Annotated in this window: 29 protein-coding genes; 19 read left to right on the forward strand and 10 right to left on the reverse strand. The window is 68.9% G+C overall.

Features of this window, described 5'->3' with window-relative positions:
- Positions 1-28 precede the first annotated feature (28 nt).
- The 3 genes from MO1_RS08550 (at position 29) to rpsO (ending at position 1,437) form a co-directional block, all read left to right on the forward strand.
- Positions 29-592, forward strand: coding sequence for a YceI family protein (locus MO1_RS08550; protein WP_036313642.1), 564 nt, complete (start codon positions 29-31; stop codon positions 590-592).
- Between the two features lie 41 nt (positions 593-633).
- Positions 634-1,002, forward strand: coding sequence for an FKBP-type peptidyl-prolyl cis-trans isomerase (locus tag MO1_RS08555; protein ID WP_036313643.1), 369 nt, complete (start codon positions 634-636; stop codon positions 1,000-1,002).
- A gap of 165 nt (positions 1,003-1,167) precedes the next feature.
- Positions 1,168-1,437, forward strand: coding sequence for a 30S ribosomal protein S15 (gene rpsO, locus MO1_RS08560; protein ID WP_018187174.1), 270 nt, complete (start codon positions 1,168-1,170; stop codon positions 1,435-1,437).
- 94 nt (positions 1,438-1,531) lie between these two features.
- Here the strand turns inward: rpsO and MO1_RS08565 are convergent, their stop codons facing one another.
- Entirely contained in the window at positions 1,532-2,542 is a 1,011-nt protein-coding gene (locus MO1_RS08565; protein ID WP_036313644.1) for an isopenicillin N synthase family dioxygenase, read from the reverse strand.
- Between the two features lie 59 nt (positions 2,543-2,601).
- On the reverse strand, positions 2,602-3,111 hold the full coding sequence (locus tag MO1_RS08570; protein WP_060915801.1) for an Lrp/AsnC family transcriptional regulator: 510 nt from the start codon (positions 3,109-3,111) through the stop codon (positions 2,602-2,604).
- 120 nt (positions 3,112-3,231) lie between these two features.
- On the opposite strand from MO1_RS08570, the gene ald reads away from it, so the two are divergent.
- The 3 genes from ald to MO1_RS08585 all read left to right on the forward strand — a co-directional run bounded on the left by ald (position 3,232) and on the right by MO1_RS08585 (position 6,299).
- Entirely contained in the window at positions 3,232-4,329 is a 1,098-nt protein-coding gene (gene ald / locus MO1_RS08575) for an alanine dehydrogenase (RefSeq protein ID WP_036313646.1), read from the forward strand.
- Between the two features lie 132 nt (positions 4,330-4,461).
- Positions 4,462-5,658 (forward strand): LLM class flavin-dependent oxidoreductase, encoded by a 1,197-nt coding sequence (locus MO1_RS08580; RefSeq protein WP_060915836.1) that lies wholly within the window; start codon positions 4,462-4,464, stop codon positions 5,656-5,658.
- A complete protein-coding gene (locus MO1_RS08585) occupies positions 5,655-6,299 on the forward strand; it encodes an FMN reductase (RefSeq protein WP_036313648.1) in 645 nt (214 codons plus the stop codon). Before MO1_RS08580 ends, MO1_RS08585 begins: the two co-directional genes overlap by 4 nt.
- 4 nt (positions 6,300-6,303) lie before the next feature.
- Here MO1_RS08585 and MO1_RS08590 read toward each other — a convergent pair whose 3' ends face one another.
- The gene (locus MO1_RS08590) at positions 6,304-6,900 is read right to left on the reverse strand and encodes a DedA family protein (protein ID WP_036313872.1); all 597 of its coding nucleotides are present in this window, start codon (positions 6,898-6,900) and stop codon (positions 6,304-6,306) included.
- A 151-nt stretch (positions 6,901-7,051) separates the two neighbouring features.
- On the opposite strand from MO1_RS08590, the gene MO1_RS08595 reads away from it, so the two are divergent.
- The gene (locus MO1_RS08595) at positions 7,052-9,010 is read left to right on the forward strand and encodes a GDSL-type esterase/lipase family protein (protein ID WP_060915802.1); all 1,959 of its coding nucleotides are present in this window, start codon (positions 7,052-7,054) and stop codon (positions 9,008-9,010) included.
- A gap of 7 nt (positions 9,011-9,017) precedes the next feature.
- Here MO1_RS08595 and MO1_RS08600 read toward each other — a convergent pair whose 3' ends face one another.
- The gene (locus tag MO1_RS08600; protein WP_060915803.1) at positions 9,018-9,698 is read right to left on the reverse strand and encodes a response regulator; all 681 of its coding nucleotides are present in this window, start codon (positions 9,696-9,698) and stop codon (positions 9,018-9,020) included.
- A complete protein-coding gene (locus tag MO1_RS08605) occupies positions 9,695-10,960 on the reverse strand; it encodes a sensor histidine kinase (protein ID WP_036313653.1) in 1,266 nt (421 codons plus the stop codon). The genes MO1_RS08600 and MO1_RS08605 overlap by 4 nt, the downstream gene beginning before the upstream one ends.
- 126 nt (positions 10,961-11,086) lie before the next feature.
- On the opposite strand from MO1_RS08605, the gene MO1_RS08610 reads away from it, so the two are divergent.
- Positions 11,087-12,526: a cation:dicarboxylate symporter family transporter gene (locus MO1_RS08610; RefSeq protein ID WP_036313655.1), complete on the forward strand. Its 1,440-nt coding sequence runs from the start codon at positions 11,087-11,089 to the stop codon at positions 12,524-12,526.
- A 64-nt stretch (positions 12,527-12,590) separates the two neighbouring features.
- Here the strand turns inward: MO1_RS08610 and MO1_RS08615 are convergent, their stop codons facing one another.
- The gene (locus tag MO1_RS08615) at positions 12,591-12,773 is read right to left on the reverse strand and encodes a DUF5302 domain-containing protein (protein WP_018187186.1); all 183 of its coding nucleotides are present in this window, start codon (positions 12,771-12,773) and stop codon (positions 12,591-12,593) included.
- A 296-nt stretch (positions 12,774-13,069) separates the two neighbouring features.
- Here MO1_RS08615 and MO1_RS08620 point away from each other — a divergent pair, with 296 nt between their 5' ends.
- The 6 genes from MO1_RS08620 (at position 13,070) to MO1_RS08645 (ending at position 19,326) form a co-directional block, all read left to right on the forward strand.
- Entirely contained in the window at positions 13,070-15,334 is a 2,265-nt protein-coding gene (locus MO1_RS08620; protein ID WP_060915804.1) for a polyribonucleotide nucleotidyltransferase, read from the forward strand.
- 214 nt (positions 15,335-15,548) lie between these two features.
- Positions 15,549-16,568 (forward strand): aldo/keto reductase, encoded by a 1,020-nt coding sequence (locus tag MO1_RS08625; RefSeq protein WP_036313660.1) that lies wholly within the window; start codon positions 15,549-15,551, stop codon positions 16,566-16,568.
- A 67-nt stretch (positions 16,569-16,635) separates the two neighbouring features.
- Positions 16,636-17,235: a histidine phosphatase family protein gene (locus tag MO1_RS08630; RefSeq protein ID WP_036313875.1), complete on the forward strand. Its 600-nt coding sequence runs from the start codon at positions 16,636-16,638 to the stop codon at positions 17,233-17,235.
- Between the two features lies 1 nt (position 17,236).
- Positions 17,237-18,058 carry a sulfite exporter TauE/SafE family protein gene (locus MO1_RS08635; protein WP_036313661.1) on the forward strand — a complete coding sequence of 274 codons (822 nt, stop codon included), beginning with the start codon at positions 17,237-17,239 and terminating at the stop codon, positions 18,056-18,058.
- Between the two features lie 9 nt (positions 18,059-18,067).
- Positions 18,068-18,880, forward strand: coding sequence for a 4-hydroxy-tetrahydrodipicolinate reductase (gene dapB, locus MO1_RS08640; RefSeq protein WP_036313662.1), 813 nt, complete (start codon positions 18,068-18,070; stop codon positions 18,878-18,880).
- Positions 18,877-19,326 carry a tetratricopeptide repeat protein gene (locus tag MO1_RS08645; protein ID WP_036313665.1) on the forward strand — a complete coding sequence of 150 codons (450 nt, stop codon included), beginning with the start codon at positions 18,877-18,879 and terminating at the stop codon, positions 19,324-19,326. Before dapB ends, MO1_RS08645 begins: the two co-directional genes overlap by 4 nt.
- Before the next feature lie 15 nt (positions 19,327-19,341).
- Here MO1_RS08645 and MO1_RS08650 read toward each other — a convergent pair whose 3' ends face one another.
- The 4 genes from MO1_RS08650 to MO1_RS08665 all read right to left on the reverse strand — a co-directional run bounded on the left by MO1_RS08650 (position 19,342) and on the right by MO1_RS08665 (position 21,741).
- A complete protein-coding gene (locus MO1_RS08650) occupies positions 19,342-20,232 on the reverse strand; it encodes a TIGR01777 family oxidoreductase (protein ID WP_060915805.1) in 891 nt (296 codons plus the stop codon).
- Positions 20,225-20,650 (reverse strand): OsmC family peroxiredoxin, encoded by a 426-nt coding sequence (locus MO1_RS08655; protein ID WP_036313670.1) that lies wholly within the window; start codon positions 20,648-20,650, stop codon positions 20,225-20,227. The genes MO1_RS08650 and MO1_RS08655 overlap by 8 nt, the downstream gene beginning before the upstream one ends.
- A gap of 94 nt (positions 20,651-20,744) precedes the next feature.
- The gene (locus MO1_RS08660) at positions 20,745-21,311 is read right to left on the reverse strand and encodes a DUF4395 domain-containing protein (protein ID WP_060915806.1); all 567 of its coding nucleotides are present in this window, start codon (positions 21,309-21,311) and stop codon (positions 20,745-20,747) included.
- A complete protein-coding gene (locus tag MO1_RS08665; protein WP_036313672.1) occupies positions 21,304-21,741 on the reverse strand; it encodes a TlpA family protein disulfide reductase in 438 nt (145 codons plus the stop codon). The genes MO1_RS08660 and MO1_RS08665 overlap by 8 nt, the downstream gene beginning before the upstream one ends.
- A gap of 82 nt (positions 21,742-21,823) precedes the next feature.
- On the opposite strand from MO1_RS08665, the gene thyX reads away from it, so the two are divergent.
- From thyX to MO1_RS08690, 5 genes are all read left to right on the forward strand, one after another.
- The gene (thyX, locus tag MO1_RS08670) at positions 21,824-22,567 is read left to right on the forward strand and encodes an FAD-dependent thymidylate synthase (RefSeq protein WP_036313673.1); all 744 of its coding nucleotides are present in this window, start codon (positions 21,824-21,826) and stop codon (positions 22,565-22,567) included.
- 27 nt (positions 22,568-22,594) lie between these two features.
- Positions 22,595-23,347 carry an SDR family NAD(P)-dependent oxidoreductase gene (locus MO1_RS08675; protein WP_060915807.1) on the forward strand — a complete coding sequence of 251 codons (753 nt, stop codon included), beginning with the start codon at positions 22,595-22,597 and terminating at the stop codon, positions 23,345-23,347.
- 121 nt (positions 23,348-23,468) lie between these two features.
- The gene (locus MO1_RS08680) at positions 23,469-23,708 is read left to right on the forward strand and encodes a hypothetical protein (protein ID WP_157526398.1); all 240 of its coding nucleotides are present in this window, start codon (positions 23,469-23,471) and stop codon (positions 23,706-23,708) included.
- A gap of 90 nt (positions 23,709-23,798) precedes the next feature.
- A complete protein-coding gene (gene dapA, locus MO1_RS08685; protein WP_036313684.1) occupies positions 23,799-24,776 on the forward strand; it encodes a 4-hydroxy-tetrahydrodipicolinate synthase in 978 nt (325 codons plus the stop codon).
- Positions 24,773-26,449 carry a ribonuclease J gene (locus MO1_RS08690; protein WP_036313687.1) on the forward strand — a complete coding sequence of 559 codons (1,677 nt, stop codon included), beginning with the start codon at positions 24,773-24,775 and terminating at the stop codon, positions 26,447-26,449. Before dapA ends, MO1_RS08690 begins: the two co-directional genes overlap by 4 nt.

Here is a 26,449-nt window from a genome sequence, read left to right on the forward strand (position 1 = left end):
CGCCGGAACCTCTCCACGAAGGACGATCATGACCGACTCCACCAGCACCCTCGACATCCCCGGCTACAAGGCGGGGACCTGGACGCTCGACGCATCTCACAGCGAGGTGGGCTTCAGCGTCCGCCACATGATGATCTCGAAGGTCCGCGGTCACTTCAACGTCAAGGAGGCGACCCTGATCGCCCCCGAGAACCCGCTCGATGCCAAGCTCGAGGCCAAGGTCGACGCAGCGTCGCTCGACACGAAGGATGAGGGCCGTGACGGCCACCTTCGCAGCGCTGACTTCTTCGACGTCGAGACCTACCCCGAGATCACGTTCGCCTCGACCGGCGTCCGCATCGAGAAGGGCGACTTCCTCGTCGACGGCAACCTGACCATCAAGGACGTCACGAAGCCCGTCACGTTCGAGGTCGACTTCGGGGGCTTCGGCACCGACCCGTGGGGCAACTACAAGGCCGGCGCGACGGCGAAGACCGTCATCAACCGCGAAGACTTCGGCCTCACCTGGAACGCGGCCCTCGAGACCGGCGGCGTGCTCGTCGGCAAGGACGTCACCATCGAGCTCGACCTGCAGGGCTCCGTCCAGGCCTGACCCGCTTTGACCGCTCGACGCACCTGGGCTTGGATGGACTCATGACTGCAGACCGCACCAAGCCCGAGATCGACGCTCCCCAGGGTGCCGCCCCCTCCGACCTTGTCGTCCGCGACCTGATCGAGGGCGACGGCGCCGAAGCGAAGCCCGGCGACACCGTCACCGTTCACTATGTCGGTGTCGAGTACGTGTCCGGCGAGGAGTTCGATTCGTCCTGGAACCGTGGCGAGAGCATCCAGTTCCCGCTCCGCGGCCTCATCCAGGGGTGGCAGGACGGCATCCCCGGGATGAAGGTCGGTGGGCGTCGCGAGCTGGTCATCCCGCCGCACCTCGCCTACGGCCCGGCCGGAGGCCACTTCCTCGGCGGCAAGACGCTGATCTTCATCATCGATCTGCTCGCCGTCGCCTGAGCGTCGTCGACTCGGGGGCCCGACCGCTTCGGCGGTCGGGCCCTCGGTCGTCGACAGGGGCGCCGTCCTGTAGACTCCTGTGGTTGCCGTTCGATCGGCCGCGGATAAAGAGAGCCCACGCATCAGGTGTTGGGCGCCGCGCAACGAAGAGGAAGGGGATCACCTATGGCACTGGAAGCAGACGTCAAGAAGGCGATCATCGAAGAGTACGCGACGCACCCCGGTGACACCGGATCCCCCGAGGTGCAGGTCGCGATGCTGACGCAGCGCATCAAGGACCTCACCGAGCACCTCAAGGAGCACAAGCACGACCACCACTCGCGTCGTGGGCTGTTCCTGCTCGTCGGTCAGCGCCGCCGTCTCCTGGGCTACCTCCAGGACGTCGACATCAACCGGTACCGCTCGCTCATCGAGCGCCTCGGCCTCCGTCGATAAGGCATTGCTGCCAGCGTTCAATCGCGCAGAACATTCTTGAGAAGGCCGCCCCACGGTGTGGGGCGGCCTTCGTCGTTCCCGCTTGTCTTCCGATTCAGGCGCGGGCGGAGACGAGTTCGGGATGCCAGATGGCGGCCACATCGGGGTGCGCACGCAGTCGCGACTTCAGTGCGTTCTCGCCGTGCAGGCCGTGGATGGGGTTCCGCGGGTCCTGCGAGATCCCGCGCGCCTGGGCCGCCAGCTCAGCAGGCAGGGTGATGGCGGGGAGCTCGGCGTCGAGTGACGGGTTGAAGAAGAACGGCACCGAGATGCGGTCCTCCGGCGCGCGCGGTGACACCACGCGGTGGTTCGTCGCGGTCAGGTAGCCGCCGGTCGCGTGCTCGAGAAGCTCGCCGATGTTGACGACGAAAGACCCGGGAACGGCCGGCGCATCGATCCAGTCGCCGTCCTTCTCCACCTGCAGGCCGCCCTTGCCCGGTTCCACCCACAGAAGGGTCAGCACGCCGGCATCCTTGTGCGCACCGACACCCTGCTGCGGCTCAGGAGCGCTGGAGCCCGGGTACCGGACGATCTTCAGGAGAGTCTGCGCCTCACCGAAGTGGTCGTCGAAGTACGTTGCCGGCGCCCCCAGCGCCTCGGCCCACGCGCGGAGGAGCTTCCGACCGACCGCCGAGAGGATGGTCGTCCACTCGTCGGCGATCGCGCGGAGCTCGGGTTGCGCGCTGGGCCACAGGTTCGGACCGACGAGCGCGGCGTAAGCGGGAGCATCGGGGTCGTCGATCGCCGGCCGCTCGGGGCCGATGTCGATCTGCTCGCGCCAATCGACGAGTCCTTGCGTGCGTTCGCCGCCGATGCGGGTGTAGCCGCGGAAGTGGGGACTCTTGATGTTCTCGATCTCGAGTTTCGCCTCGTCGGGCAGAGCGAAGAACGTACGCGCGGCACGGTGCAGGCGGCCCTCGAGCTCGGGGGAGACCCCGGTGCCCACGAGGTAGAAGAAGCCCACTTCGTGCGTCGCGCGACGCAGATCGGCGCGGAACGCCTCGGCGGCTTCAGGGCCCTGGTCGAGAAGGGACAGGTCGAGTACGGGGAGGCTCTGCGCGGACATGGTCCGAGGATAAGCAGATCGTCTTCGGGGTCCGGACAATGTTGCAGCCGGTTACCGCGTCAGTGGAACGGGGCGGCGACGCGGTTGCGGTGGTAGTCGAAGATGATGCTCGTGCGGGTGTTGGCGACGCTGCGCTGAGCCGAGAGGTGCTCGACGACGAAGGCTCGCACGTCGCTCGAATCGGCCACCGCGATGTGGATGAGGAAGTCGTCGGATCCGCCGAGGAAGAACATCTGGATGACCTGGGGGAGCCCCCGCACCTCGTGGGCGAATTCCGTGATGCTCTCGTGGCGGGATCCCGGTCGTAGGGTGACGTGCACGATCGCCTGAAGGCCAGCGCCGGCGATACGTTGGTCGACGCTCGCGTGGAATCCGGTGATCACTCCGCGGTCCACGAGTGCGCGCGTCCGGGCGTGCGCAGTGGATGCCGCGACCCCCACCCGGGCGGCGATCTCGGCATTCGTGAGCCGGGCGTCCGCAGCGAGAGCCTCGACGATTGCGCGGTCGACCTCGTCGAGGTGAGCCACCGGTCGACTATTCTTCGTCGATTCACCTTCTGCAGCGGTCATTCGTCCTCATTTCGGTCTTCCTGGCCCATTTTGAACGAAGGATCTTCGGCTGTCACCTGCTCGTAACGAATCGTCTGCAGGATGAATCCCACATCACTCGCAGACGAGGAGCGTGACGCCATGCGTATCGGGATTCCCACGGAGATCAAGAACAACGAGAACCGCGTGGCGATCACGCCCGCAGGCGTCGACACCCTGGTGTCGCGCGGGCATGAGGTGTTCGTGCAATCCGGTGCCGGGGCGGGGTCGCGCATCTCGGACGATGCGTTCGCTGCCGCCGGTGCGGTGCTCACCCCTGACGCGGAGTCGACGTGGGGGCAGGCGGAGCTCCTCGTGAAGGTCAAGGAACCGATCGCGGCCGAGTATCCCCACCTTCGCGATGACCTGACGTTGTTCACCTACCTGCACCTCGCCGCCGATCGGCCGCTGACGGATGCGCTCCTCGCCGCGGGGACGACCGCGGTCGCGTATGAGACCGTGCAGACGGCCGACCGCGCGCTGCCGCTCCTGTCGCCGATGAGCGAGGTCGCGGGCCGCATCTCCATCACGGTCGGCGCTCACACGCTCATGAGCGCGGCGGGTGGCCGCGGCACGCTCCTCGGCGGCGTGGCGGGCACCCCGAAGGCGAAGGTGGTTGTCATCGGCGGCGGCGTCGCGGGGGAGCACGCGGCAGCCAACGCTCTCGGCATGGGGGCCGACGTCAGCGTGCTCGATGTGTCGCTGTCGCGGCTGCGGGAGCTCGAGAAGCGCTACCCGGGGCTCCACACCCGCGCCTCCACCCGTTATGAGATCGCGGAACAGGTGGCATCCGCCGACCTCGTCATCGGGTCCGTGCTCATTCCGGGCGCGGCAGCGCCGAAGCTCGTGACCCTCGACATGGTCGCGGGCATGAAGGCGGGAGCCGTGCTCGTCGACATCGCGATCGATCAGGGCGGTTGCTTCGAGGGCTCGCGTCCCACGACGCACGACGCCCCGACGTTCTCCGTGCATGAGGCGGTGTACTACTGCGTCGCCAACATGCCCGGTGCCGTGCCCGAGACGTCGACGCGCGCGCTCACCAACGCCACGCTGCCGTATGTCGCAGCGCTCGCCGACCGGGGGTGGGATGCCGCCGCGGCAGCGGATCCCGCGCTCGCCAAGGGCCTAAACATCCGCGCCGGTCGCGTGACCAACGACGGCGTCGCCGCGGCCTTCGGGCTGCCCTTCGATCCCGCGTGACCCCAGCGCGGGAATAACGTGGACACGGACGCGTTGATATCGATACATTCAGTTGCATGTATCGGGCGCAATCGTCCGGGAATCGAGAGGGACATCGTGAGCGACACCAACAGCACCGCCAGCTGGCCCGGCGTGCAGTTCGGCATCTTCACCGTCACCGACATCACGCAGGACCCGACCACGGGTCACACGCCCAGCGAGCGTGAGCGCATCTCGGCGACCGTCGAGATCGCCAAGCACGCCGAAGAGGTCGGTCTCGACGTCTTCGCGATCGGCGAGCACCACAACCCGCCGTTCTGGTCGTCCTCGCCGACGACGACGCTGGCGTACATCGCCGCGCAGACCGAGCGACTCATCCTCTCGACCTCGACGACCCTCATCACGACCAACGACCCGGTCAAGATCGCGGAAGACTACGCGATGCTGCAGCACCTGTCGGGTGGCCGTATGGACCTCATGCTCGGACGCGGCAACACCGGTCCGGTCTACCCCTGGTTCGGCAAGGACATCCGTCAAGGAGTGCCACTCGCCATCGAGAACTACGCGTTGCTGCACAAGCTGTGGCGTGAGGACGTCGTCGACTGGGAGGGCAAGTTCCGCACCCCACTGCAGGGCTTCACCTCGACACCACGCCCCCTCGACGGAGTCGCGCCCTTCGTGTGGCACGGATCGATCCGCACCCCCGAGATCGCGGAGCAGGCCGCCTACTACGGCGACGGGTTCTTCGCGAACAACATCTTCTGGCCCGCCGAGCACTACCAGCGCCTCATCGGTCTCTACCGCCAGCGCTGGGAGCATTACGGGCACGGGACGCCCGAGACGGCGATCGTCGGCATCGGCGGACAGGCCTTCATGGCGAAGAACTCGCAGGATGCCGTCTCCCAATTCCGCCCCTATTTCGACAACGCTCCCGTCTACGGGCACGGCCCGGCGATGGAGGACTTCGCCGAGATGACGCCGCTCACCGTCGGCTCGCCGCAGCAGGTCATCGACCGCTACGCCGGGATGCGCGATCTGTTCGGCGACTTCCAGCGTCAGCTGTTCCTCGTCGACCACGCCGGCCTGCCGCTCAAGACGGTGCTCGAGCAGCTCGATTTCCTGGGTGGCGAGGTCGTCCCCGTCCTCCGCACGGAGCTTGCGAAGAACCGTCCCGAGACGGTCCCCGACGCCCCGACGCACGCGTCGCGCGTCGCCGCCGTCTACGGAGATGGGCCCGCACGCGAGGCGCGTCCTCGCGCGAACCGCGGTGACAACCTCTCCGGTCCGAGCCCGTATCAGGACACCGCGGCTCCCGTGGGCGCCGCGTTCGGACTGAGCGGTGCACGATGACCGCCCGCCGCATCGCCGTCGTCTCGGCGGGACTGTCGAACCCCTCCTCGACGCGCATGCTCGCCGACAAGTTGTCGGTCGCCGTCTTGGCCGATCTGCGAGAGCGGGGGGTCGAGGCATCCGTCGACACCTTCGAGCTGCGTGAATACGCCCACGACATCACGAACAACCTGCTGACGGGATTCGCCCCGCCCGCACTCGAGGCGATGATCAACACGGTCGTCTCGGCGGACGCGCTGATCGTGGTGACGCCGATCTTCTCCACGAGCTATTCGGGACTGTTCAAGTCGTTCATCGACGTCCTCGACCCGGACGCGCTCCAGGGCAAGCCGGTCCTCATCGGAGCCAATGCCGGCACAGCGAGGCACTCGCTCGCCATCGACTACGCCATCCGACCGCTCTTCGCGTACCTGCACGCAGAAGCCGTCTCGACAGGCGTCTTCGCGGCGTCGTCGGACTGGGGCGCCCGCGCCGACGACGTGTCTCCGCTGTCGTCCCGTATCGAACGAGGTGCGCGCGAATTGGCGGATGCCGTCACCCGCCGTCCCGTCGAGGAGGCGCTGGACCCCTTCGACCCGGAGTCCTACCTCGGTAAGGGCGGATCGTTCGACCACCTGCTCGGCGGCCTCACCGGCGAGTAGGGAGTCACCGCGCGCGGCGGCTCGATACTCGGGCCGCCGCGCCGTCGATCACGAGCCCCAGCGCGAGGGCGACGACGATCGACGCGATCACCGCCACCACGGGATTGCCCGGCAGGAGAGCGCCGATCGCCGCTCCCACCACGGCCTGGTAGGCCGCCCACGCGCTGGCGGCGATTGCCACCGCGGCGAAGTACCGACCGGCCGGTACTCGTGTCGCCCCCGCGGTGAGGTTCACGGCGAGCCGTGCGAACGGGATGAACCGTGCCGTGAAGACGACGGTCGCCGTGCCCTGCGTGAGCCGCGTGCCCGCCCAGTCGAATGCGGACCGGACGCGGGGATGCCGCATCCACCGCCACCTCTCGATGCCGGCGAAACGCCCCACGCTGTAGCAGAGGGCGTCGCCGCAGAACGCTGCGACCGCGGCCACGACGATGACCGCGGCGAGCGGGGGAGTGCCGGTCGCCGCGGCGAGAGCACCGGTCGCCGTGACGGCGACTTCGCCGGGGACGACGACGAGAACGGCGTCGGCGAAGACCAGGGCGAACAGGGCGGGCAGTGCCCACGGGCTGGATGCCACGCTCGTCAGGAGATCTGCGCTCACAGGCCTTGGGTACACGCCGTCGATGAACGCCGCGCGAACGGAAGGACGAATCGCGACGTCCCGATGACCGCGAGGCGAGGGGTGGATGAACACTCCGCGATCCGAGGCGCTTACGCCGGTGTCGGGGTGCGCACACGGGCACCCTGGTCGTGTGAGAGTCGCGGTCGTCACCGAGTCCTTCCTCCCGCACATGAACGGGGTCACCGGATCTGTCCTGCAGATCCGGGAGCACCTCGAGCGTCGCGGGCACGACGTGTTCGTCGTCGCTCCGGGGGTCCGCCGTCACGAGCTCGGGATGCCGGGGCGCGCCGTCGCCTCCTTCCCGTTGCCGACCTACCCCGCTGTCCGGCTGGCCGTGCCGCCGGCCGCGTCGATCGCCCGGGATCTTGCGCGCTTCGATGCCGATGTCGTCCACCTGGCCTCCCCGTTCCTCCTCGGCTGGCAGGGCCTCGTCGCCGCGGAGTCGCGTCGTCTGCCGAGCGTCGCGGTCTACCAGACCGACGTCGTCTCCTACACGGCGCGCTACGGGCTGCCGCAGGCCACAGCGCTCGCCGAAGCGCACGTCCGCCGCCTGCACCGACGCGCGACGCTCACCCTTGCCCCGTCCGCGGCGGCGCGAACGCAACTCGAGACCATGGGCGTCGATCGCGTGGCGCTGTGGGGACGCGGTGTCGACTCGCTCCGGTTCCGGCCCGAACGGCGCGATGACGCCTGGCGAGCGCGCACCGCGCCGGGCGAGGTCATCGTCGGCTACGTCGGTCGGCTCGCCCCCGAGAAGCAGGTGGAAGACCTCGTCGCGCTCCGCGGGACCCCCGGCATCCGTCTCGTGATCGTCGGCGACGGGCCGTCGAGGCCGCTCCTCGAGCAGCTCCTGCCCGAGGCGGTGTTCCTCGGGCACCTCGACGGCGACGCCCTCGCGACCGCCCTCGCGTCCTTCGACGTCTTCGTCCACCCGGGCGAGAGCGAGACGTTCGGTCAGACGATCCAGGAGGCGCAGGCCAGCGGGGTGCCGGTGGTCGCGACCGGGAGGGGAGGGCCCGTCGATCTCGTCCGCAGCAGCGTGGACGGCTGGCTGTATCGCCCCGGCGACGCCGCCGACCTCCGTGCCCGCGTCGCCGACCTGGCCGGCGACGCCGCCAAGCGTCGCGCGTTCGCCGAGGCCGCCCGCACCGCGGTCTCGGGACGCACGTGGGAGGCCCTGGGCGACCGGCTCCTCGAGCACTACGATCGCGCAGCGCTGCTCCACCGAGCGGATGCCGGGCGCCGTGTCCTCGCCTGGCCCCGACCGGATGCGGTCGAGGTCACCGCGTCGCGCCGCCGAGCATGGTCCCGCTACGTCGCGCTGGGGGACTCGATCACCGAAGGACTCTGCGACGCCTCCCGGATGCCGGCCGGCTCCTTCCGCGGCTGGGCCGACCGTCTCGCGCACCTCCTCGCCCTGAGCGGCGACGACCGGCGCCCGTTCCGCTACGCCAACCTGGCCGTCCGGAGCCGCCGCGTCTCCCACCTCGTCGACGAGCAGCTCCCTCGTTGCCTCGCTCTGCGCCCCGACGTCGTGTCCGTCCTCATCGGCGCGAACGACCTCGTGCAACTGCGGTGCGACCCGGTCGCGCTCGCCGACAGGGTGGAGGATGCCGTCTCCCGCCTCCGTGCGGCGGGCTGCGACGTGTTGCTGGCCACCGTGTTCCTTCCCGATCGCGCGGCAGCCCGCATCTTCTCCCGTCGATTCGCCGTCTACAACGCCCGTCTTCGCCAGGTTGCGGCTCGGACGGGGGCCGTCCTCCTGGACCTCGGCGCGCAGACCGAACTCTCGCGGGTCGAGCTGTGGTCGGATGACAAGGTGCACCTGCGGTCGCGAGGTCACCGCTACGTCGCCTACCGCGCCGCAGAGGCGTTGGGAGTGCCACATGCCGACGCGCTCGCGGACCTCGACGAGGCGTTCCACGTCGACGAGGATCCGACGTCGCGGGGGACGTGGCTCCGCCGGGACGCCCTCCCGTGGGTATGGCGACGCCTGCGCGGGCGCACGGCGGGCGACGGGCGGACGGCGAAGGTCCCGGACTACGTGATCGTGGGGCGGCCGACGGGACGCGCGGGGATCCGTCGGTAGCGTCGCGTCACGTCGACCAGCGGTACTCGGTCTCGGGTCGCCCCGGGGTCCCGTAGCGCTGTGCGCGTTCCGCACGGCCCGCGTCGGCGAGGTGCTCGAGGTAGCGTCGCGCGGCGACCCGCGACATCCCGAGCCGGTCGGCCGCCTCGCGAGCGGATGCCGGCTGCGTCCGCAGCAGGGTGCTCACCCGGTCGAGGGTGTCGGCCGAAAGGCCCTTCGGGAGAGTGGGCGCGGGTGAGGTGCGAAGCGCCCCGAGCATGGCGTCGATCTCCGCCTGGGTCGCGGACCCTGCGGCCCGGGTGACCTGCTCGCGAAAGCGCAGGTACTGCTGCATCCGCTCCTGGAAATCGCCGTACGTGAACGGCTTCACGAGGTACTGCGCCGCGCCGAGGGCGATGGCCTGGCGCACGACCTCGGCGTCCCGGACGGAGGTGATCGCGATGACGTCGACCGTTCCCGTGTGCGCGCGAAGGTGCCGGAGGACATCGAGCCCCGAGCCGTCGGGCATCGTCATGTCGAGCAGCACGAGGTCGATGTCGCCGGCGCGGGAGCTGTCGAGGAGAGCGGCCACCGCGGACCGGGCCCCTGTCGACTCCGCCACGACCTCGAATCCCTCGAGGCGCTCGACGTAGTGCCGGTGGAGCTCCAGGGTGAGGGCATCGTCGTCGACGATCAGCACGCCGATCATGCGTCCCGCCGGGGGAGGATGACACGGAACGTCGTCGGGTGGGCGGTCAGGGCGAGCGTACCCTCGGCCTCGTCGACGATCGCGCGGACGAGGGCGAGTCCCACTCCGCGCCCACCTCGGCCTGCCGGCTTCGTCGAGAAGCCGTGCTCGAAGATCCGGTCGGCGATCTCGGCGGGTATTCCCGTGCCACTGTCGGCGACCTCGACGGCCAACTCGTCCTCCTCCGTCCGGGTCATGCGGACGTCGACCCACCGCGGCGCGGGCCCCGAAGCCGCGGCGTCCACCGCGTTGTCGATGAGGTTCCCGATCACCGAGACCGCGTCGACGGGGGAGAGGACGGAGCGGGGCGCGTCGGCGTCGATGCGTGCGCGCCACTCGACACCGCGCTCGCCCGCCTGCGACGCCTTGCCGAGCAGCAGCGCCCCCACCGTCGGATCACCCTCGCGGCGTGCGGTGACCTGGTCGACGAGGAGCTGGCTCTGCCGTGCGTCCTCCGACAGCAGGTCGATGGCATCGCTCGTGCGGCCGAGCTCGAGAAGGGCGATCGCGGTATGCAGACGGTTCCCGTGCTCGTGCGTCTGCGCGCGAAGGGCCTCGCCGAGCGTGCGCATCGACTCGTAGGACGAGACCGCGTCACGGACGGCGCCTGCGGGCAGGTCACCCGTCACCCGCCGCGTGGCCCGGCGGGCGAACAGCGCGCCGGCGAGCCCCGTCGCCGCGAGGACGACGGCGATTGCGACGGCGGCGAGAATGCGCGGTCCGAGCGCCTCGCTGATCGATCCGATCGTGACACCCACCGACACCCGTCCCACGACCTGTCCGTCCGAGACGACCGGCACGATCGTCCGCACCGACGCCCCGAGCGTGCCGGTGAACTCCTCCGTGAGGGTGCCGGTCCCCCTCGGGATCGTCCCGATGTAGGGCTCGCCGATCCGAGCGGGGTCGCGGTGGGTGATCCGGATGCCGGCGGGGTCCATGATCGTGACGAAGTCGACGTCGGCGTCGGCGATGACCGCTTCGATCTCGGGTTGCAGGGCCCGCGTGGCGGCCGCACGATCCCCTCGGGCGAGGGCATCCGTCACTCCGGTGCTGTCGGCGATGGTCTCCGCCACGGCGCGGGTCACGCGCTCCGCCTCGGCGCGCGCAGCGCGTTGACCCTCCCAGAGGAGGATGCCCGCGATCGCGAGGCAGAGCACCAGAACGGCCGCGGCGACGGCGATGAAGACGCGGGATGCCGCGCTCGCTCCGCCCGACTGTGCCACGGCGCACTCCTCTTCCTCGTCTGCGACCAATACGACCACAACTGCGGCCCCGGTCGCTGCACGGGCACGCTGATGCACGTCGACACAGCAGTCGGCCCCGACAATGACTGTCACCCAGGAGAGATCATGGCCCTCACATCCTCGTTCCGGCTCCCCGGATACAACCCACGCCGCGGCAAGCAGGCCTGGGACAAGCACACCTGGCTGTACGTCTCGGTGATCATCGCCGTCGTCCTCGGCTGCGTCGTCGGGCTGGTCTGGCCGACTTTCGCCGTCGAGCTCGAGCCGATCGGCAAGGCGTTCGTCAACCTGATCAAGATGATGATCGCGCCGATCATCTTCTGCACGATCGTCGTCGGCGTCGGTTCCATCGCCAAGGCGGCGACCGTCGGCCGCATCGGCGGTCTCGCTCTGCTCTACTTCATGGCCATGTCGACGTTCGCGCTGGCGATCGGCCTCGTGGTCGGCAACATCATCCACCCGGGTGAGGGCCTGAACATGCAGAACGCGCAGTACGACACCGGGTCGCTGCCCGAAGCCAAGACCACGACGGAGTTCCTCCTCGGCATCATCCCGACGACGTTCTTCGGCGCGTTCACCGGTGAGAGCGTGCTGCAGGTCCTCTTCATCGCTCTGCTGGTCGGATTCGCTCTGCAGAAGATGGGCACCACCGGCGAGCCGATCATGAACGCGGTCAAGAACCTGCAGGCGCTCGTCTTCCGCATCCTCGGCATGATCCTCTGGCTCGCCCCGATCGGCGCCTTCGGAGCCATCGCCGCGGTGGTCGGCAAGACCGGTGTCGCCGCCATCCTGAGCCTCGGTCTGCTCATGGTCGCGTTCTACATCACCTGCATCGTGTTCATCGTCGGCGTTCTCGGCACCCTGCTGTACGCCGTCTCACGGATCAACATCTTCCAGGTGATGAAGTACCTCGGCCGGGAGTACCTCCTGATCGTCGGCACGTCCTCGAGCGAGTCCGCCCTGCCGCGCCTCATCGCAAAGATGGAGCACCTGGGTGTCTCCAAGCCCGTCGTGGGAATCACGGTCCCCACCGGCTACTCCTTCAACCTCGACGGCACCGCGATCTACCTGACGATGGCATCGCTGTTCATCGCCGCCGGTATGGGAGCCCCGATGTCGATCCCCGAGCAGATCGGTCTCCTCGTCTTCATGATCATCGCCTCGAAGGGGGCTGCCGGTGTCACCGGAGCCGGCCTCGCGACGCTCGCCGGCGGTCTGCAGGCATACCGTCCCGACCTCGTCAACGGCGTCGGCGTCATCGTCGGCATCGACCGGTTCATGTCCGAGGGCCGCGCGCTCACGAACTTCACCGGCAACGCCGTGGCCACCCTGCTGATCGGCACGTGGACGAAGCAGATCGACCGCGAGCAGGTCACGGCGGTCTTGACGGGGCAGCGGCCTTTCGACGAGGCGACGCTGACCGGCCACGGGGTCTCCGACGACACCGGCGCCGTCGACACGTCCGGGCTGCACGAGGCCGCGCTCACCGAGGCTGAGGCTAAAGAGCAGCGCGCCCGCGCTCGCCGCGCCGACGTGGACGGCTGAGCGACACACCGAGACGACGAAGGCCCGGACGCCACTCGGCATCCGGGCCTTCGTCGTATCGTGCTCAGCCGCTCTTGCGTCGGAACTCGCGCTTCGTGACGGCGCCGTGCGTCCCGTGCACGGAGGAGTCTCCGTCGAGGTGGGCCTCACCCTGACGGCTCCGCGAGTTCTTCTTCTCGAGCGCCTCGCGGAACTTCCGCTTCATGTCATCGGATGCCGCATCCGCGGTCTTCTCGTCGTCGCTCATCCCGCCACGATACGCACAGAAGGGGGTCCGCTGTTAGGCTGGGTCGGGTTGCCCGCGGTTATCATCGCGGCATCCGCTCAACTTCACAGTGAGCTCATGGAGCAGGCCCGGCAGGAAGCTGGTCCCCTGTGGTGGATTCCCATCCCGATTCTGGCGGATGGTGATCTTCGACTGGTGGCCAGCGCAGGCGGTCTTCGCGGACAGATCCGCGCGCCCATATCTGCCTGTTCCCGCTCCTTCGCATGATCTCGTGCGCGAAACGCGCGTGCGAGTCTAAACAAAGAAGGAGAGACCTCTTGGAAGGTCCAGAAATCACCGCCGCCGAAGCCGTTCTCGACAACGGCCGATTCGGCACCCGCACGATCCGGTTCGAGACCGGACGACTGGCACAGCAGGCGCAGGGCGCCGTTGCCGCATATCTCGACGAAGAAACCATGCTCCTGTCGGCCACCAGCGCCGGCAAGCACCCGCGTGAGGGATTCGACTTCTTCCCGCTCACCGTCGACGTCGAAGAGCGTTCGTACGCCGCGGGCAAGATCCCCGGCTCGTTCTTCCGCCGTGAGGGCCGCCCCTCCACCGAGGCGATCCTCGTTTGCCGCCTCATCGACCGGCCGCTGCGCCCGTCCTTCGTCGACGGCCTCCGCAACGAGGTCCAGATCGTCGTGACGGTGCTGTCCATCGCGCCCGGCGAGTACTACGACGCGCTGGCGATCAACGCGGCCTCCGCGTCGACCCAGATCTCCGGTCTCCCGTTCTCGGGCCCGATCGCCGGTGTGCGCCTCGCGCTCATCCCCGGCCACGGCGAGCACGCCGACCAGTGGGTCGCGTTCCCGAACCAGGCCCAGGTCGACGAGGCCGTCTTCGACCTCATGGTCGCCGGCCGCGTTCTGCCCGATGGCGACGTCGCGATCATGATGGTCGAGGCCGAAGCCACCGAGAACAGCTGGAACCTCATCAAGGGCGGCGCCGTCAAGCCGAGCGAAGAGATCGTCGCCGGTGGCCTCGAAGCCGCCAAGCCGTTCCTCAAGCAGCTCGTCGAGGCCCAGGCCCAGATGGCCGCGTCCTCGTCGCGTGAGCCCGGCGTCTACCCGGTCTTCGCGCCGTACAGCTCCGAGGTCTACGACTTCGTCGCCGGCCGCGCGTACGACGACCTGGTGAACGTCTACCAGATCGCCGACAAGCAGGAGCGTCAGGCTGCCGACGACGTGGTCAAGGACCGCGTCAAGGCTGAGCTCATCGCTGCCGTCGAGGCGGAGGAACTCCCCGCCGGTGCGCCGATCGAGTTCTCCGCTGCCTACAAGTCGGTGACGAAGGTCGTCGTCCGCGGCCGCATCCTCGCCGAGGGCGTCCGCATGGACGGTCGTGGCCTCGCCGACATCCGTCCGCTCGACGCCGAGGTGCAGGTCATCCCTCGCGTCCACGGCTCGGCGATCTTCCAGCGCGGCGAGACCCAGATCATGGGTGTCACCACGCTGAACATGCTCAAGATGGAGCAGCAGATCGACTCGCTGTCGCCCACGACGAGCAAGCGTTACATGCACCACTACAACTTCCCGCCCTACTCGACCGGTGAAACCGGCCGTGTCGGCAGCCCGAAGCGTCGTGAGATCGGGCACGGCTTCCTCGCCGAGCGCGCCCTCATGCCGGTGCTGCCCAGCCGCGAGGAGTTCCCGTACGCGATCCGTCAGGTCTCCGAGGCGCTCAGCTCCAACGGTTCGACCTCGATGGGCTCCGTCTGCGCGTCGACCCTGTCGCTGTTGAATGCGGGTGTGCCGCTGCGCGCTCCCGTCGCCGGTATCGCCATGGGCCTCGTGTCCGACCAGGTCGACGGCCAGACGCGCTACGCCGCGCTGACCGACATCCTGGGTGCGGAGGACGCGCTCGGTGACATGGACTTCAAGGTCGCCGGAACGAGCGAGTTCATCACGGCCATCCAGCTCGACACGAAGCTCGACGGCATCCCGTCGTCGGTGCTCGCCGCCGCGCTGACCCAGGCCAAGGATGCTCGTCTGACGATCCTCAACGTTCTGAACTCGGCGATCGACGCTCCCGACGAGATGGCGCCCACCGCGCCCCGCGTCATCAGCGTGCAGATCCCCGTCGACAAGATCGGCGAGCTGATCGGCCCCAAGGGCAAGACGATCAACTCGATCCAGGACGAGACCGGCGCTCAGATCTCGATCGAAGACGACGGCACCGTGTACATCGGCGCTGTCGACGGCCCCTCGGCGGAGGCTGCGCGTGCGCAGGTCAACGCCATCGCCAACCCGACGAACCCTGAGGTCGGCGAGCAGTTCCTGGGCACGGTCGTCAAGATCGCGACCTTCGGTGCGTTCGTCTCGCTCCTCCCGGGCAAGGACGGCCTGCTGCACGTCAGCGAGGTCCGCAAGCTCGCGGGTGGCAAGCGTGTCGAGAACGTCGAAGACGTGCTCGGTGTCGGCCAGAAGATCCTCGTTCGCATCACGAAGATCGACGACCGCGGAAAGCTCTCGCTCGAGCCCGTCGTCGAGGAGTCGGCTGCGGCCGGCGACGCGCCGGCCGAGGCTTCCCCCGAAGCCTGAATCGCGCTCTGAACGAACGCCCGTCCTCTTCGGAGGGCGGGCGTTCGTCGTCGACGCGAGCGTCCTCCGACGGCCGGCCTCCGAACCGTTATGGAAACGTCATCTGCTGCTGGCCGGGTGAACGCGTGACGTCGGAGGGCTGCTTTACCCTCGGAGTGAGCACATCCGAGGGCCGTGGGCGCACGCTCCTCGAGGGCTCCGCAAGGAGACGGGTATGGCAGGGTTCGAGACGGCGAATCAGACGTCGCCGACGGCCGTGCCCGGCATCCATCCCTCCGGCCCCCTTCCCGTCCACGGCGCACCGGTGGGACGAGCGGTCCGTGTTCCGCTGGGGGAGACCGGCGCGTCGGTGTTCCCTCTCATCCTCGGTGGAGCCGAGTTCGGGTGGCACGTCGATCTCGCCGCCGCGCACGCGATCCTCGACCGTTACACCGACCGTGGCGGCAACGCCATCCACACCTCCGACAGCTACGCGGCCGGGCGCAGCGAACACGTCATCGGGAAGTGGATGGCCGCGCGCCGGAACCGAGATGACATCGTCCTCTCCGTTCGGGTCGGCCGCGGTGCGGACAATCCGGGACTCGGTTCCATCAACCTCGTGCGCGCCGTCGAGGCATCCCTCACGCGCCTCGGCACCGACCGGATCGACGTCCTGTCGCTCGATGCCTCGGCCGATCGCTCGGCGATCCTCGAGGACACGCTCGCGACCGCCGAGTGGCTCGTGGAGTCCGGCAAGGTGCGCGCGATCGGTGCCGCGGGATATCGCGCCGCCCAGCTCGTCGAAGCCCGCATCCTCTCTGCCGCGGGCTACCCCCGGTTCACGGTCCTCGACGTCCCCTACAACGTCCTCCGGCGCGAGGAGTTCGACGGCGACCTGCGGCTCGTGGCGGGTGCGCAGGGCATCGCCGTGACCCCGTCGCAGGCTCTCGAGCACGGGTATCTCTCGGGTCTCCACCGGGCTCGCGACCGCGTCGGGGGGTCGGTACGGGGGCGTCAGCTGGCTGCCAGCATGAACCGCCGCGGTGCGCGGACGCTTCGCGCGCTCGACCGCATCGCCGCCGAACTGGCTGTCCCGCCGGCCGCCGTCGCGATCGCCTGGCTGCTCGCCCAGCGGATCGTCGTCGCGCCGATCGTCAACGCGTACGCGATCGCCCACGTCGACGAGCTCGTCCAGGGCGTCGGGGTGCACCTGAGCCGGGCACACCTGGCCGAGATCGCACGGGCCACCGACTGAGGCTGGTTTAGGGTGGAAGTGGTCCGGGGGGAACCCTCCGGTGCATTTCGACGAAGCGAGCAACCACGTGACGCACTATCTGTACCTGGTGCGGCACGGCGAACACCTCGACGCGGAACACGGCCTCGCTGACGGCCCACTGTCGCCGCGAGGTCGCCGTCAGGCCGAACTCCTCGCCGACCGGCTGTCGGGCGTTCCGCTCACCGCCGTGTGGCACTCGCCGCTCCTCCGCGCGGCCGAGACGGCGCGCACCGTCGCGGAGCGTCTGCCCTCGGTCGACCCCGAACCGACCGCCCTGCTATTCGACTGCGTGCCGAGCGGCATGACACCGGACACCCCCCACGTGTACGAGCCGTTCTTCGGTGGTGTGACCGAAGCCGAGGCTGACGCGGGCGCCGCGCAGATGTCGGATGCCGCGGCGGAATTCCTCGCGCACCGTCCGAACGCGCACGAGTTGCTCATCACCCACAACTTCGTCATCGCCTGGTTCGTGCGCGAAGTGCTGCAGGCGCCGGAGTGGCGGTGGTTGACGATCAACCAGGCGCACTGCGGTCTCACCGTGCTGGCCCAGCGCCCCGGGCGCCCGTGGACGCTCGTCTCCCACAACGACCTCGCCCACCTGCCGGTCGAGCTGCGGACGGGCCTTCCCGACATCCTCTCGGTGTGAGGTGCTGAGCGGCCCTCTCCTCGCCGACTGGCTTCCCGTCTCCGCGAGCGCACTCCTCTTCCTCGTCGTCGCAGCCGGTGTCGCCGGCTGGGTGGACGCCGTGGTCGGCGGTGGTGGCCTCATCCAGTTGCCGGCTCTCGTCATCGGCGTCCCGAAGGACGTCACGACCCCCTTCATCCTCGGCACGAATAAGCTCTCCTCCTTTTTCGGCACCCTCTCGGCCAGCTGGGTCTACCTGCGCCGCGTGAAAGTGCATCTCACCCTGCTGATCCCGCTCGTGGCGGGCGCCTTCGCGGGCTCGGCGGTCGGCGCCGCCCTGTCGCGGTACGTGCCCCGCGAGGTCCTGACGCCGGTGGTCCTCGTCGCCGTCGTCGCCGTGGGTGTGTACACGTTGCTGCGGCCGAAGATGGGGCTCCACCACGAACCGCGCCATACGGAGCGGGGGGCGGTCGTCTGGCGCTCGGGCGTCATCGGCGTCGGGGTGGGCTTCTACGACGGCATCCTCGGTCCGGGTACCGGCTCGTTCTTCGTCATCCTCCTCGTCGGGGTGCTCGGCTTCGGCTTCCTCCAGGCGAGCGTCAACGCGAAGATCGCCAACCTGACGACCAACCTCGCGGCGCTCATCGTCTACGGGGTCCACGGCGAGATCATCCTGATGCTCGGTCTCCTCATGGCCTGCGCGAACGTCGCGGGCGGGTTCATCGGGGCGCGGATGGCGACGCGCGGTGGCAACGGCTTCGTCCGCGTCGTCTTCCTCGTCGTGCTGGGACTCCTGGTCGTCAAGCTCGCGTGGGACACGATCGTCACCGTCCTGCCCGCCTAGGCTGGAAGCATGACGACGCGCGTGGCCCTGGTGGGCGGGACCGGCAAGCTCGGCAGCATCATCGCCGAGGTCATCGCGGCGACCGACGGCTTCGAGACGGTCACGATCCTCGGCTCCTCGAGCGACCTGGCCGAGATCGATGCGGCCGACCTCGTCGTGGACGCCTCCATCCCCGCCGTGTCGATCGACGTGGTCCGTGGGGCGATCGAGCGTGGCAAGAACGTCCTGGTCGGCACGTCCGGCTGGTCCTCGGAGCGCATCGCTCTCGTGAGGCCGCTGGTGGATGCCGCGGGCACCGGCGCGGTCTTCATCCCGAACTTCTCGCTGGGCTCCGTGATCGGTTCTGCGCTGGCTGCGGCATCCGCCCCGTTCTTCCCTTCGATCGAGATCGTCGAGACGCACCGCGAGACCAAGGTCGATTCGCCGAGCGGGACGGCGGTCCGAACGGCGGAGCTCATCGCGGCCGCTCGCTCCGAGGCCGGTCCGGTCGAGGCGCCCCACGTCGACCAGCGTGCCCGCGGTCAGCAGATCGCGAGCGTGCCCGTGCACTCGCTTCGCCGGCCCGGTGTCGTCGCGCGGCAGGAGACGATCCTGTCGGGACCGGGGGAATCGCTCAGCATCGTGCACGACACGATCGACCCGGCCTCGGCCTACGCTCCCGGCATCCGCGTCGCCCTCGAGGCCGCGCGCGACGCATCCGGCGTGATCGTGGGACTCGATTCGATGATCGACATCGGGATCCGGATGCCCAAGCCGGCCCCCGTGGTCCCGGTCGTCGAGGGCGACGTGGCAGGCCAGGCGGCCGCGGCGACCGCTCGATGAGGACGCGCATCGGCGTCGGGATCGTCGCCCTCACTCTCGTTCTCTACATCTTCCTCGTCGGGCAACGCGCGGTCCTGCTCGTGGCGAGCGGGGAGCCCGTCGGCATCGCGATGGGCGTCGCCCTCGTTCTGCTGCCCATCGTCGCGGTCTGGGCGCTCTGGCGAGAGCTGAGCTTCGGGCTCGGCGCCCAGCGCCTCGGTGAGCGGCTTGCCGCCGAGGACGCCCTGCCCGCAGAAGAGCTCACGCTCCGCCCCAGCGGTCGTCCCGTCCAGGCGGAAGCGGACGCCCTCTTCCCCGCGTACCGAGACGCCGTGGCGGCCGATCCCAGCGATTGGCGGGCCTGGTACCGCATGGGACTGCTGTACGACGGTGCGGGCGACCGCAAGCGCGCGCGCGGAGCCATCCGCACGGCGATCTCCCGCGAGCGCGCCCAGCGTCGAGGCTGAGCGCGCCCGGCAGGATCAGACGGCGGCGGCGACGGCATCCTCGACAGTCGGATGCCGGAACGTGAAGCCCGACTCGAGGAGCGCCGCCGGGACGACGTGCGTGTCGTTCGCCAGGAGGGCGTCGACAGCATCCTTCCCGAGTACCAGCCGGATCGCCCACAGCGGAGCGCGCAGCAGGTACGGGCGGTTCAGGCGCCGCGCGAGCGCGAAGCCCAGGTCGTTCGCAGTGGCTCGCTCGGGTCCGGTGAGGTTGACCGGCCCGGTGATGCCGCGGTCCATGACGTGACGGATCGCGCGGATCTCGTCGTCGAGGGAGATCCAGGGCCACACCTGCGTGCCCCGGCCCAGGGGTCCGGACAGGCCCGCCTTCGTCAGGAGAAGGAGCGGTTTCAGGACGCCGTCGCGGTGCACGATGGGTGCGGTCCGCAGAAGCGCGGTGCGTGCACCCGAGGCGACCGCCGCCGCTTCCCACTCACCGCAGAGGTCGCAGAGGAACGCCCGACCCTGGGGACCGGACTCGTCGAACGTGCGACCACGGGCGTCGGGCGGATAGTAACCCGTCGCCGAAGAGCTGATGAGGAACGGTGCGTCGTCGCCGAGTTCGCGCAGCGCGCGGGCGAGCGTGCGGGTCGGGTGAAGCCTCGACCACACGAGCTGCTTCTTGTACCCGGCGGTCCACGGGAAACGACCGATGGTGGCTCCGTTGAAGTTCACCACTGCCTCGGCGCCGGCGAGGACCGCGGGGTCGAGAGGCTTCTCGCCTGGTGCCCAGGTGACCTCGTCGGGGCCTTGGGCCGGGTGCCGGACGAGACGAGTCACGGTGTACCCGTCCGCCGTCAGGGAGTCGATGAGGGCACGGCCGATAAGACCGGATGCCCCCGAGACGACGACGCGGCGCTCAGGCAAGCGTCGCCTCGAGCGTGATCTCGATGCCGGACAGGGCCGCCGAGACAGGGCATCCCGCCTTGGCTTCGTTCGCGATGCGGTCGAAGTCCTCCGCGGACAGGCCGGGCACGGTGGCACTCACGTTCAGGTGCGAGCCGGTGATGCCGGTCCCCGGAATGAAGGTGACGGATGCCGTGGTCTCCACGCTCTCGGGCGGGGTGCCGTTCTCGGCCAGCGCGTTCGAGAGGGCCATGCTGAAGCACGACGAGTGAGCGGCGGCGATGAGCTCCTCGGGGGTCGTAACCGAGGTGGAGCCTTCGCTGCGCGCCTTCCAGTTCACCGCGAACGGTCCCTGGTTCGAGCTTTCGAGGGCGACGGATCCGGACCCCTCGAAGAGGGTGCCCTTCCAGCTGGTGGTGGCTTCGCTCGTGACGCTCATGATGTCTCCTCGGTCGGGGTCGTAACGGATCGTTGCCGAGCCTAAACCTCGTCGATGAGCGTGGGATATGACTTGACGCAGCCCCGCGGGTAGGTCAGCCGGCGCGACCGACGAGACCGATCCGCTGCAGGAGCAGCCACAACTGGCATCCGAGGCACAGACCGAACACCGCGTTGAGGAACGCAGCCATGAACGCGAGTGCCGCCGCGATGGGAAGGGCGAGCGGAATGCCGACCGCGTGCAGCACGAGGCCGACAGTCGTGACGAACAGGCCGACGCCCTGCGCGAACCGAGGCGGGCGGGGGTCTTCCAGGTCGGCCGGCGGAGTGAGCCGCGGCTGGATCGCCCGACGGTAGAGCACACCCCACGGCGCGGTACGCGGCGATACGACGCCCCAGAGGAAGAGCAGGGCGATGACCAGGACGGCGAGGAAGCCGAGGTCGAGGACGCGCGCGCCTACCGATGCCATCTCGATCGCCCAGGCGCTCCTGGAGACGAATGCGAAATCGCCCATCGGCTGATAGGCGAACCACCCGAACGACGCAGAGCCCTGAGTTGAGATGCCCACGAGAGCCAGCAACGTGGCGACCAGCAGCAGCACCGACGTGATGGATGCCGCTAACCGCGGTCCGCGCGGATCGATGCCTCGCGGCTCAGCCACGGCCGGTCCCGGCTGTCACGCGGTCGAGTTCCATCTCGACGACCTGGCGGCCGGGGGTTCCACCGAATCGTGAGCGGACGACGCCGTGCTGATCGAGGATGAGGGTCGTCGGAGTCTGCAGGACGCGGAAGTGCTGTGCGATGTCGACGCGGTGGGTGAGATCCACGTTCAGGTGGAGCACGCCCTCCCGGTCGTCGGCGATCTCGCGGAGCGTGCGGTGGACTCCCGGGCACCGGCTGCACATCTCGGTGCTGAACTGCAGCAGGGTGGCCGTTTCGCCCAGGCGGTCGGCACCGAGCCGCGTCGGCTCGATGACTTCGCGGGGGTCGAAGGCACGAGGGCGGTTCTGACGCCAGCGCAGGACGAGGCCGATGCCGACGGTCAGCACGAGGAGCGCACTGAGCACGACGATGGCGGGAAGGAGTTCCATGACCGCTCCACAGTAGTCCCGCACGCTATGGGGCGGGTCGCGCGACGTCTTTCCGAGTCACGCGGCGGGTAGGGTGAGAGCCGTGAGTGAGCGCCCCGAAGCCCCCGAGATCGAGTTCCGTAGCGATGTCACGGTCGAGCTGGTCCGCTCCTCCGCCGCCGACAGCGACGTGCTCTTCGCCGCTCGCGTGTCGACGCAGGGAGAGCAGACGCTCGCGGCAGCCGCTGACGGCTCCGAAGCGACGGGGCGCGACCGCGGCCTCATCAACTACCTGATGCGAGATCGCCACGGTTCGCCTTTCGAACACAACTCGATGACCTTCTACGTGCAGGCGCCGATCTTCGTCTTCCGCGAGTTCATGCGTCACCGCATGGCGTCGTACAACGAGGAGTCGGGCCGTTACCGGGAGCTCCGTCCCGTGTTCTATGTGCCGTCCTCCGAGCGCAACCTCGTGCAGGTCGGAAAGCCCGGCGCCTACCAGTTCCTCCCCGGCTCCGCCGAGCAGGTAGAGCTCGTCGCGCGCGAGACGCGCGAGGCATCCGTGGCCGCCTTCGAGAGCTACCAGCGGATGCTGGATGCCGGCGTCGCCCGCGAGGTCGCCCGTATCGTCCTGCCGCTGAACATCATGTCGTCCATGTACGTCACGGTGAACGCGCGCTCGCTGATGAACTTCCTGTCGCTTCGCACCATGCGCGAGGGCACGCATTTCCCGTCGTTCCCGCAGCGCGAGATCGAGATGTGCGCCGAGAAGATGGAGAACGTGTGGCAGGAACTCATGCCACTCACGTACGCCGCGTTCAACGCCAACGGCCGCGTCGCCCCCTGATCACATGCGCGTCTTAGGCTGACGCGCATGAACCGCACCGCACTCATCACGGGCGCCAGCTCCGGCATCGGAGCCGAGTACGCCCGCCAGCTGTCCGCGAAGGGCGCTGACGTCGTCCTCGTCGCTCGTGACGAGAAGGCGCTCCGTGCTCTGGCAGACGAGATCGCCGGGCGCGGGGGCCGAGCCGAGATCCTCGTCGCGGATCTCCTCGATGATGCCCAGCGTCGACGGGTCGAGGAGCGCCTCGAGCAGGGCATCGATCTCCTCGTGAACAGTGCCGGGTACGGGCTTCCGCTCGCCTTCGAGGAGAACGACATCGAGGGCGAGGCTCGTCACCTCGAGCTGCACGTCGAGGTGACGATGCGACTGACGCGCGCGGCTCTGCCGACGATGCTGTCGCGCGGCAGCGGCCGCATCCTCAACATCGCCTCGGTCGCCGGGCTCGTCCCGCGCGGGACCTACGGCGCAGCCAAAGCGTGGGTCGTGAGCTTCAGCCGCTGGGCGAATACGGTCTACGGCCCGAGGGGAGTGACGGTCACGGCGGTCTGCCCCGGCTACGTCCACACGAACTTCCACGAGCGCCTCGGTCTCCCACCGGGGGAGGAGGGGGTACTCGGCGGGATGTGGCTGAACGCCACACAGGTGGTGCGGGAATCGCTCCGAGACGCTGCCCGAGGCCGGGCCGTCAGCATCCCATCTCTCCGCTACAAGGCGCTCACCTCGCTCGCGCGCCTGCTCCCCGACCGCATCGTCGTCGCCGTCGCGTCCCGCGGCCGCTGACACAGACGCGTCGGTCGCATGCGGCCCGGTGCTCGTCGGGTGCGCGTTGCACGATCGGCGGTGCTCGCGTTCGGATCGCGCGCTCATCCGCCAGGGGCTCCCCGCGCGCTTCCGTTGGCTCGTGGACATCGCTCGCCCCGATGCAGAGAGCGGGATCGAGTCGCTCCTGCGCCTCCGTCTGCTGCGACTCGGCATCGCGCTGGTCGGCCAGGTCCTCATCTTGGGCGTCGGCCGCTTGGACTTCCTCCTGGCCGACTGGATCATCCCCCCGGACCAGGTCGTGATGACGACGCGAGGGTCCGTCGTGGTTGAGGCGGCCGTCGACTTCGATGGTGCGGGAGTCATGTTTTTGGCCGGGTGACGCAACCTGCGCCTCACCGATCGTGCATCCGTCTCGCCCCTCGAAGACCTCGCACACGGCCGAGGGACCCTGACCGGTACCCTGGGAACCATGACGCACTCCGCCAATCCGTTCGGTCAGGTGCTCGTCGCGCTCGTCACTCCGATGACAGCCGACGGCGAGGTCGATTGGCCAGCCGTCGAGAAGCACATCGACGACGTCATCACGGGCGGTGCCGACGGCATCGTCGTGACCGGGACGACCGGTGAGACCAGCACGCTGACCGATGCCGAGAAGCTGAAGCTCGTCGAGGTGGGCAAGTCCGTCTCCTCCGGCCGCGCGAAGATCATCACGGGCGGTGGCTCCAACGAGACCGCCCACGCGATCGAGCTCTACCGGGCCAGCGAGAAGGCCGGCGCCGACGGCATCATGATCGTCACGCCGTATTACAACAAGCCGACGCAGGCCGGCATCCTGACCCACTTCCGACTCGTCGCGGACGCGACCGATCTGCCGGTGATCCTCTACGACATCCCCGGCCGTACCGGAGTACCCATCAAGTACGAGACGATCCTCCGCCTCGCCAAGCACCCGAACATCCTCGCGGTGAAGGACGCCAAGGGCGACTTCAGCGAGGTCAGCCGGGTCCTGAACCAGACGGACCTCCTCTATTTCTCGGGCGACGACGCCAACGTGCTCCCGCACCTGTCGATCGGCGCGGCCGGTCTCATCGGTGTGACGGCGAACATCACGTCGGCGCCTTACCGAGTGATCGTGGATGCCGTCAACCGTGGCGACCTGCAGACCGCGACTGCTGCGCACAAGAAGCTCGAACCGCTCGTCCGTGCCGTCATGACGCACGTCCCGGGGACGGTCAGCGCAAAGTACATCCTGCACGGGCTGGGGCGCATCTCGAGCCCCCGCGTGCGCCTCCCGCTCGTCGGGCCCGAGGAATGGGAGGCCGCCCTCATCGAGGACGAACTCGACCTCGTTCGGGATGTCGACGGTGCTGACTTCTCCAACTTCCGACCAGACCGCAATGCCGCCGCGGGCGGCGCTCTTCCGAAGGTGCATGGAACAACTCGATGACCAATACCGTCTCCGCCCCTGAAAAACTCGCCCCCGGAACGCTCCGGGTGACTCCCGTCGGCGGACTCGGCGAAATCGGCCGCAACATGACCGTCTTCGAGTACGACGGCAAGCTGCTGATCGTCGACTGCGGTGTCCTCTTCCCCGAGGAGCACCAGCCGGGCGTGGACCTGATCCTCCCCGACTTCGAGGCGATCCGCGGGCGACTCGACGACATCGTCGGCGTCGTCCTCACCCACGGCCACGAAGACCACATCGGCGCGGTGCCGTACCTCCTCAAGCGCAAGGGCGACATCCCCCTCATCGGCTCGCAGCTGACCCTCGCACTCGTCGAGGCGAAGCTCAAGGAGCACCGCATCAAGCCGTACACGCTCACGGTGAAGGAAGGCCAGCGCGAGCAGGTCGGGCCGTTCGACCTCGAGTTCGTCGCGGTCAATCACTCCATCCCCGACGCTCTCGCGGTCGGCATCCGTACGCCCGCCGGTCTCGTCCTCGCCACCGGCGACTTCAAGATGGACCAGCTCCCGCTCGACGGGCGCTTGACGGACCTGCGCGCCTTCGCGCGCCTCGGCGAGGAGGGCGTCGACATGTTCCTCGTCGACTCCACGAACGCCGACGTCCCCGGATTCACGCCGCTCGAGCGGGCCATCGGGCCCGTCCTCGACCAGGTCATCGGCAAGGCGCCGCGCCGCGTCATCGTCGCAAGCTTCTCGAGCCACATCCATCGCGTGCAGCAGGTCATCGACGCGGCTGCCGCGCACGGCCGTCGGGTCGCGTTCCTGGGTCGCTCGATGGTCCGCAACATGACGATCGCGGAGCAGCTCGGCTACCTCAAGGTGCCCGACGGGGTCCTCATCGACTACAAGAAGGCCAAGGACCTCCCCGACGACCGCATCGTCTACATGTCGACGGGATCGCAGGGCGAGCCGATGGCCGTGCTCTCTCGCATGGCGAACCTCGACCACGCGATCGAGCCGGGGGAGGGCGACACCGTCATCCTCGCCTCGAGTCTCATCCCGGGCAACGAGAACGCCGTGTACCGCGTGATCGACGGCCTGACCAAGCTCGGGGCCAATGTCGTCCACAAGGCGAACGCGAAGGTCCATGTCTCGGGTCACGCGGCCGCCGGCGAGTTGCTCTACTGCTACAACATCCTCAAGCCGAAGAACGTCCTGCCCGTCCACGGCGAGTACCGCCACCTGATGGCGAACGCGAAGCTCGCTCAGGACAGCGGGGTCCCCGCGGCGAACACGATCATCGCCGAGAACGGCACGGTCATCGACCTCAAGGACGGCGTCGCGAAGGTCGTCGGCCAGCTCGACCTCGGCTTCGTGTACGTCGACGGCTCCTCGGTCGGCGAGATCACGGATGCCGACCTCAAGGACCGTCGCATCCTGGGTGAAGAGGGCTTCATCTCCGTCATCGTGGTGGTGGATGCCGCAACCGGTCGCGTCATCACGGGTCCGGAGATCCACGCCCGCGGGTTCGCGGAGGACGACGCCGTGTTCGACTCCGTCAAGCCGAAGATCGTGCAGGCGCTCGCCGAGGCCGCGAAGTCGGGCGTCCGAGACCAGCACGCACTGCAGCAGGTCGTCCGCCGCACGATCGGTCGCTGGGTGAACCAGTCGCTGCGTCGTCGACCGATGATCGTCCCGATGGTGATCGAGGCCTGA

Origin of the sequence: Microbacterium oleivorans NBRC 103075, from assembly GCF_001552475.1 — a bacterium.
GTDB lineage: Bacteria > Actinomycetota > Actinomycetes > Actinomycetales > Microbacteriaceae > Microbacterium > Microbacterium oleivorans.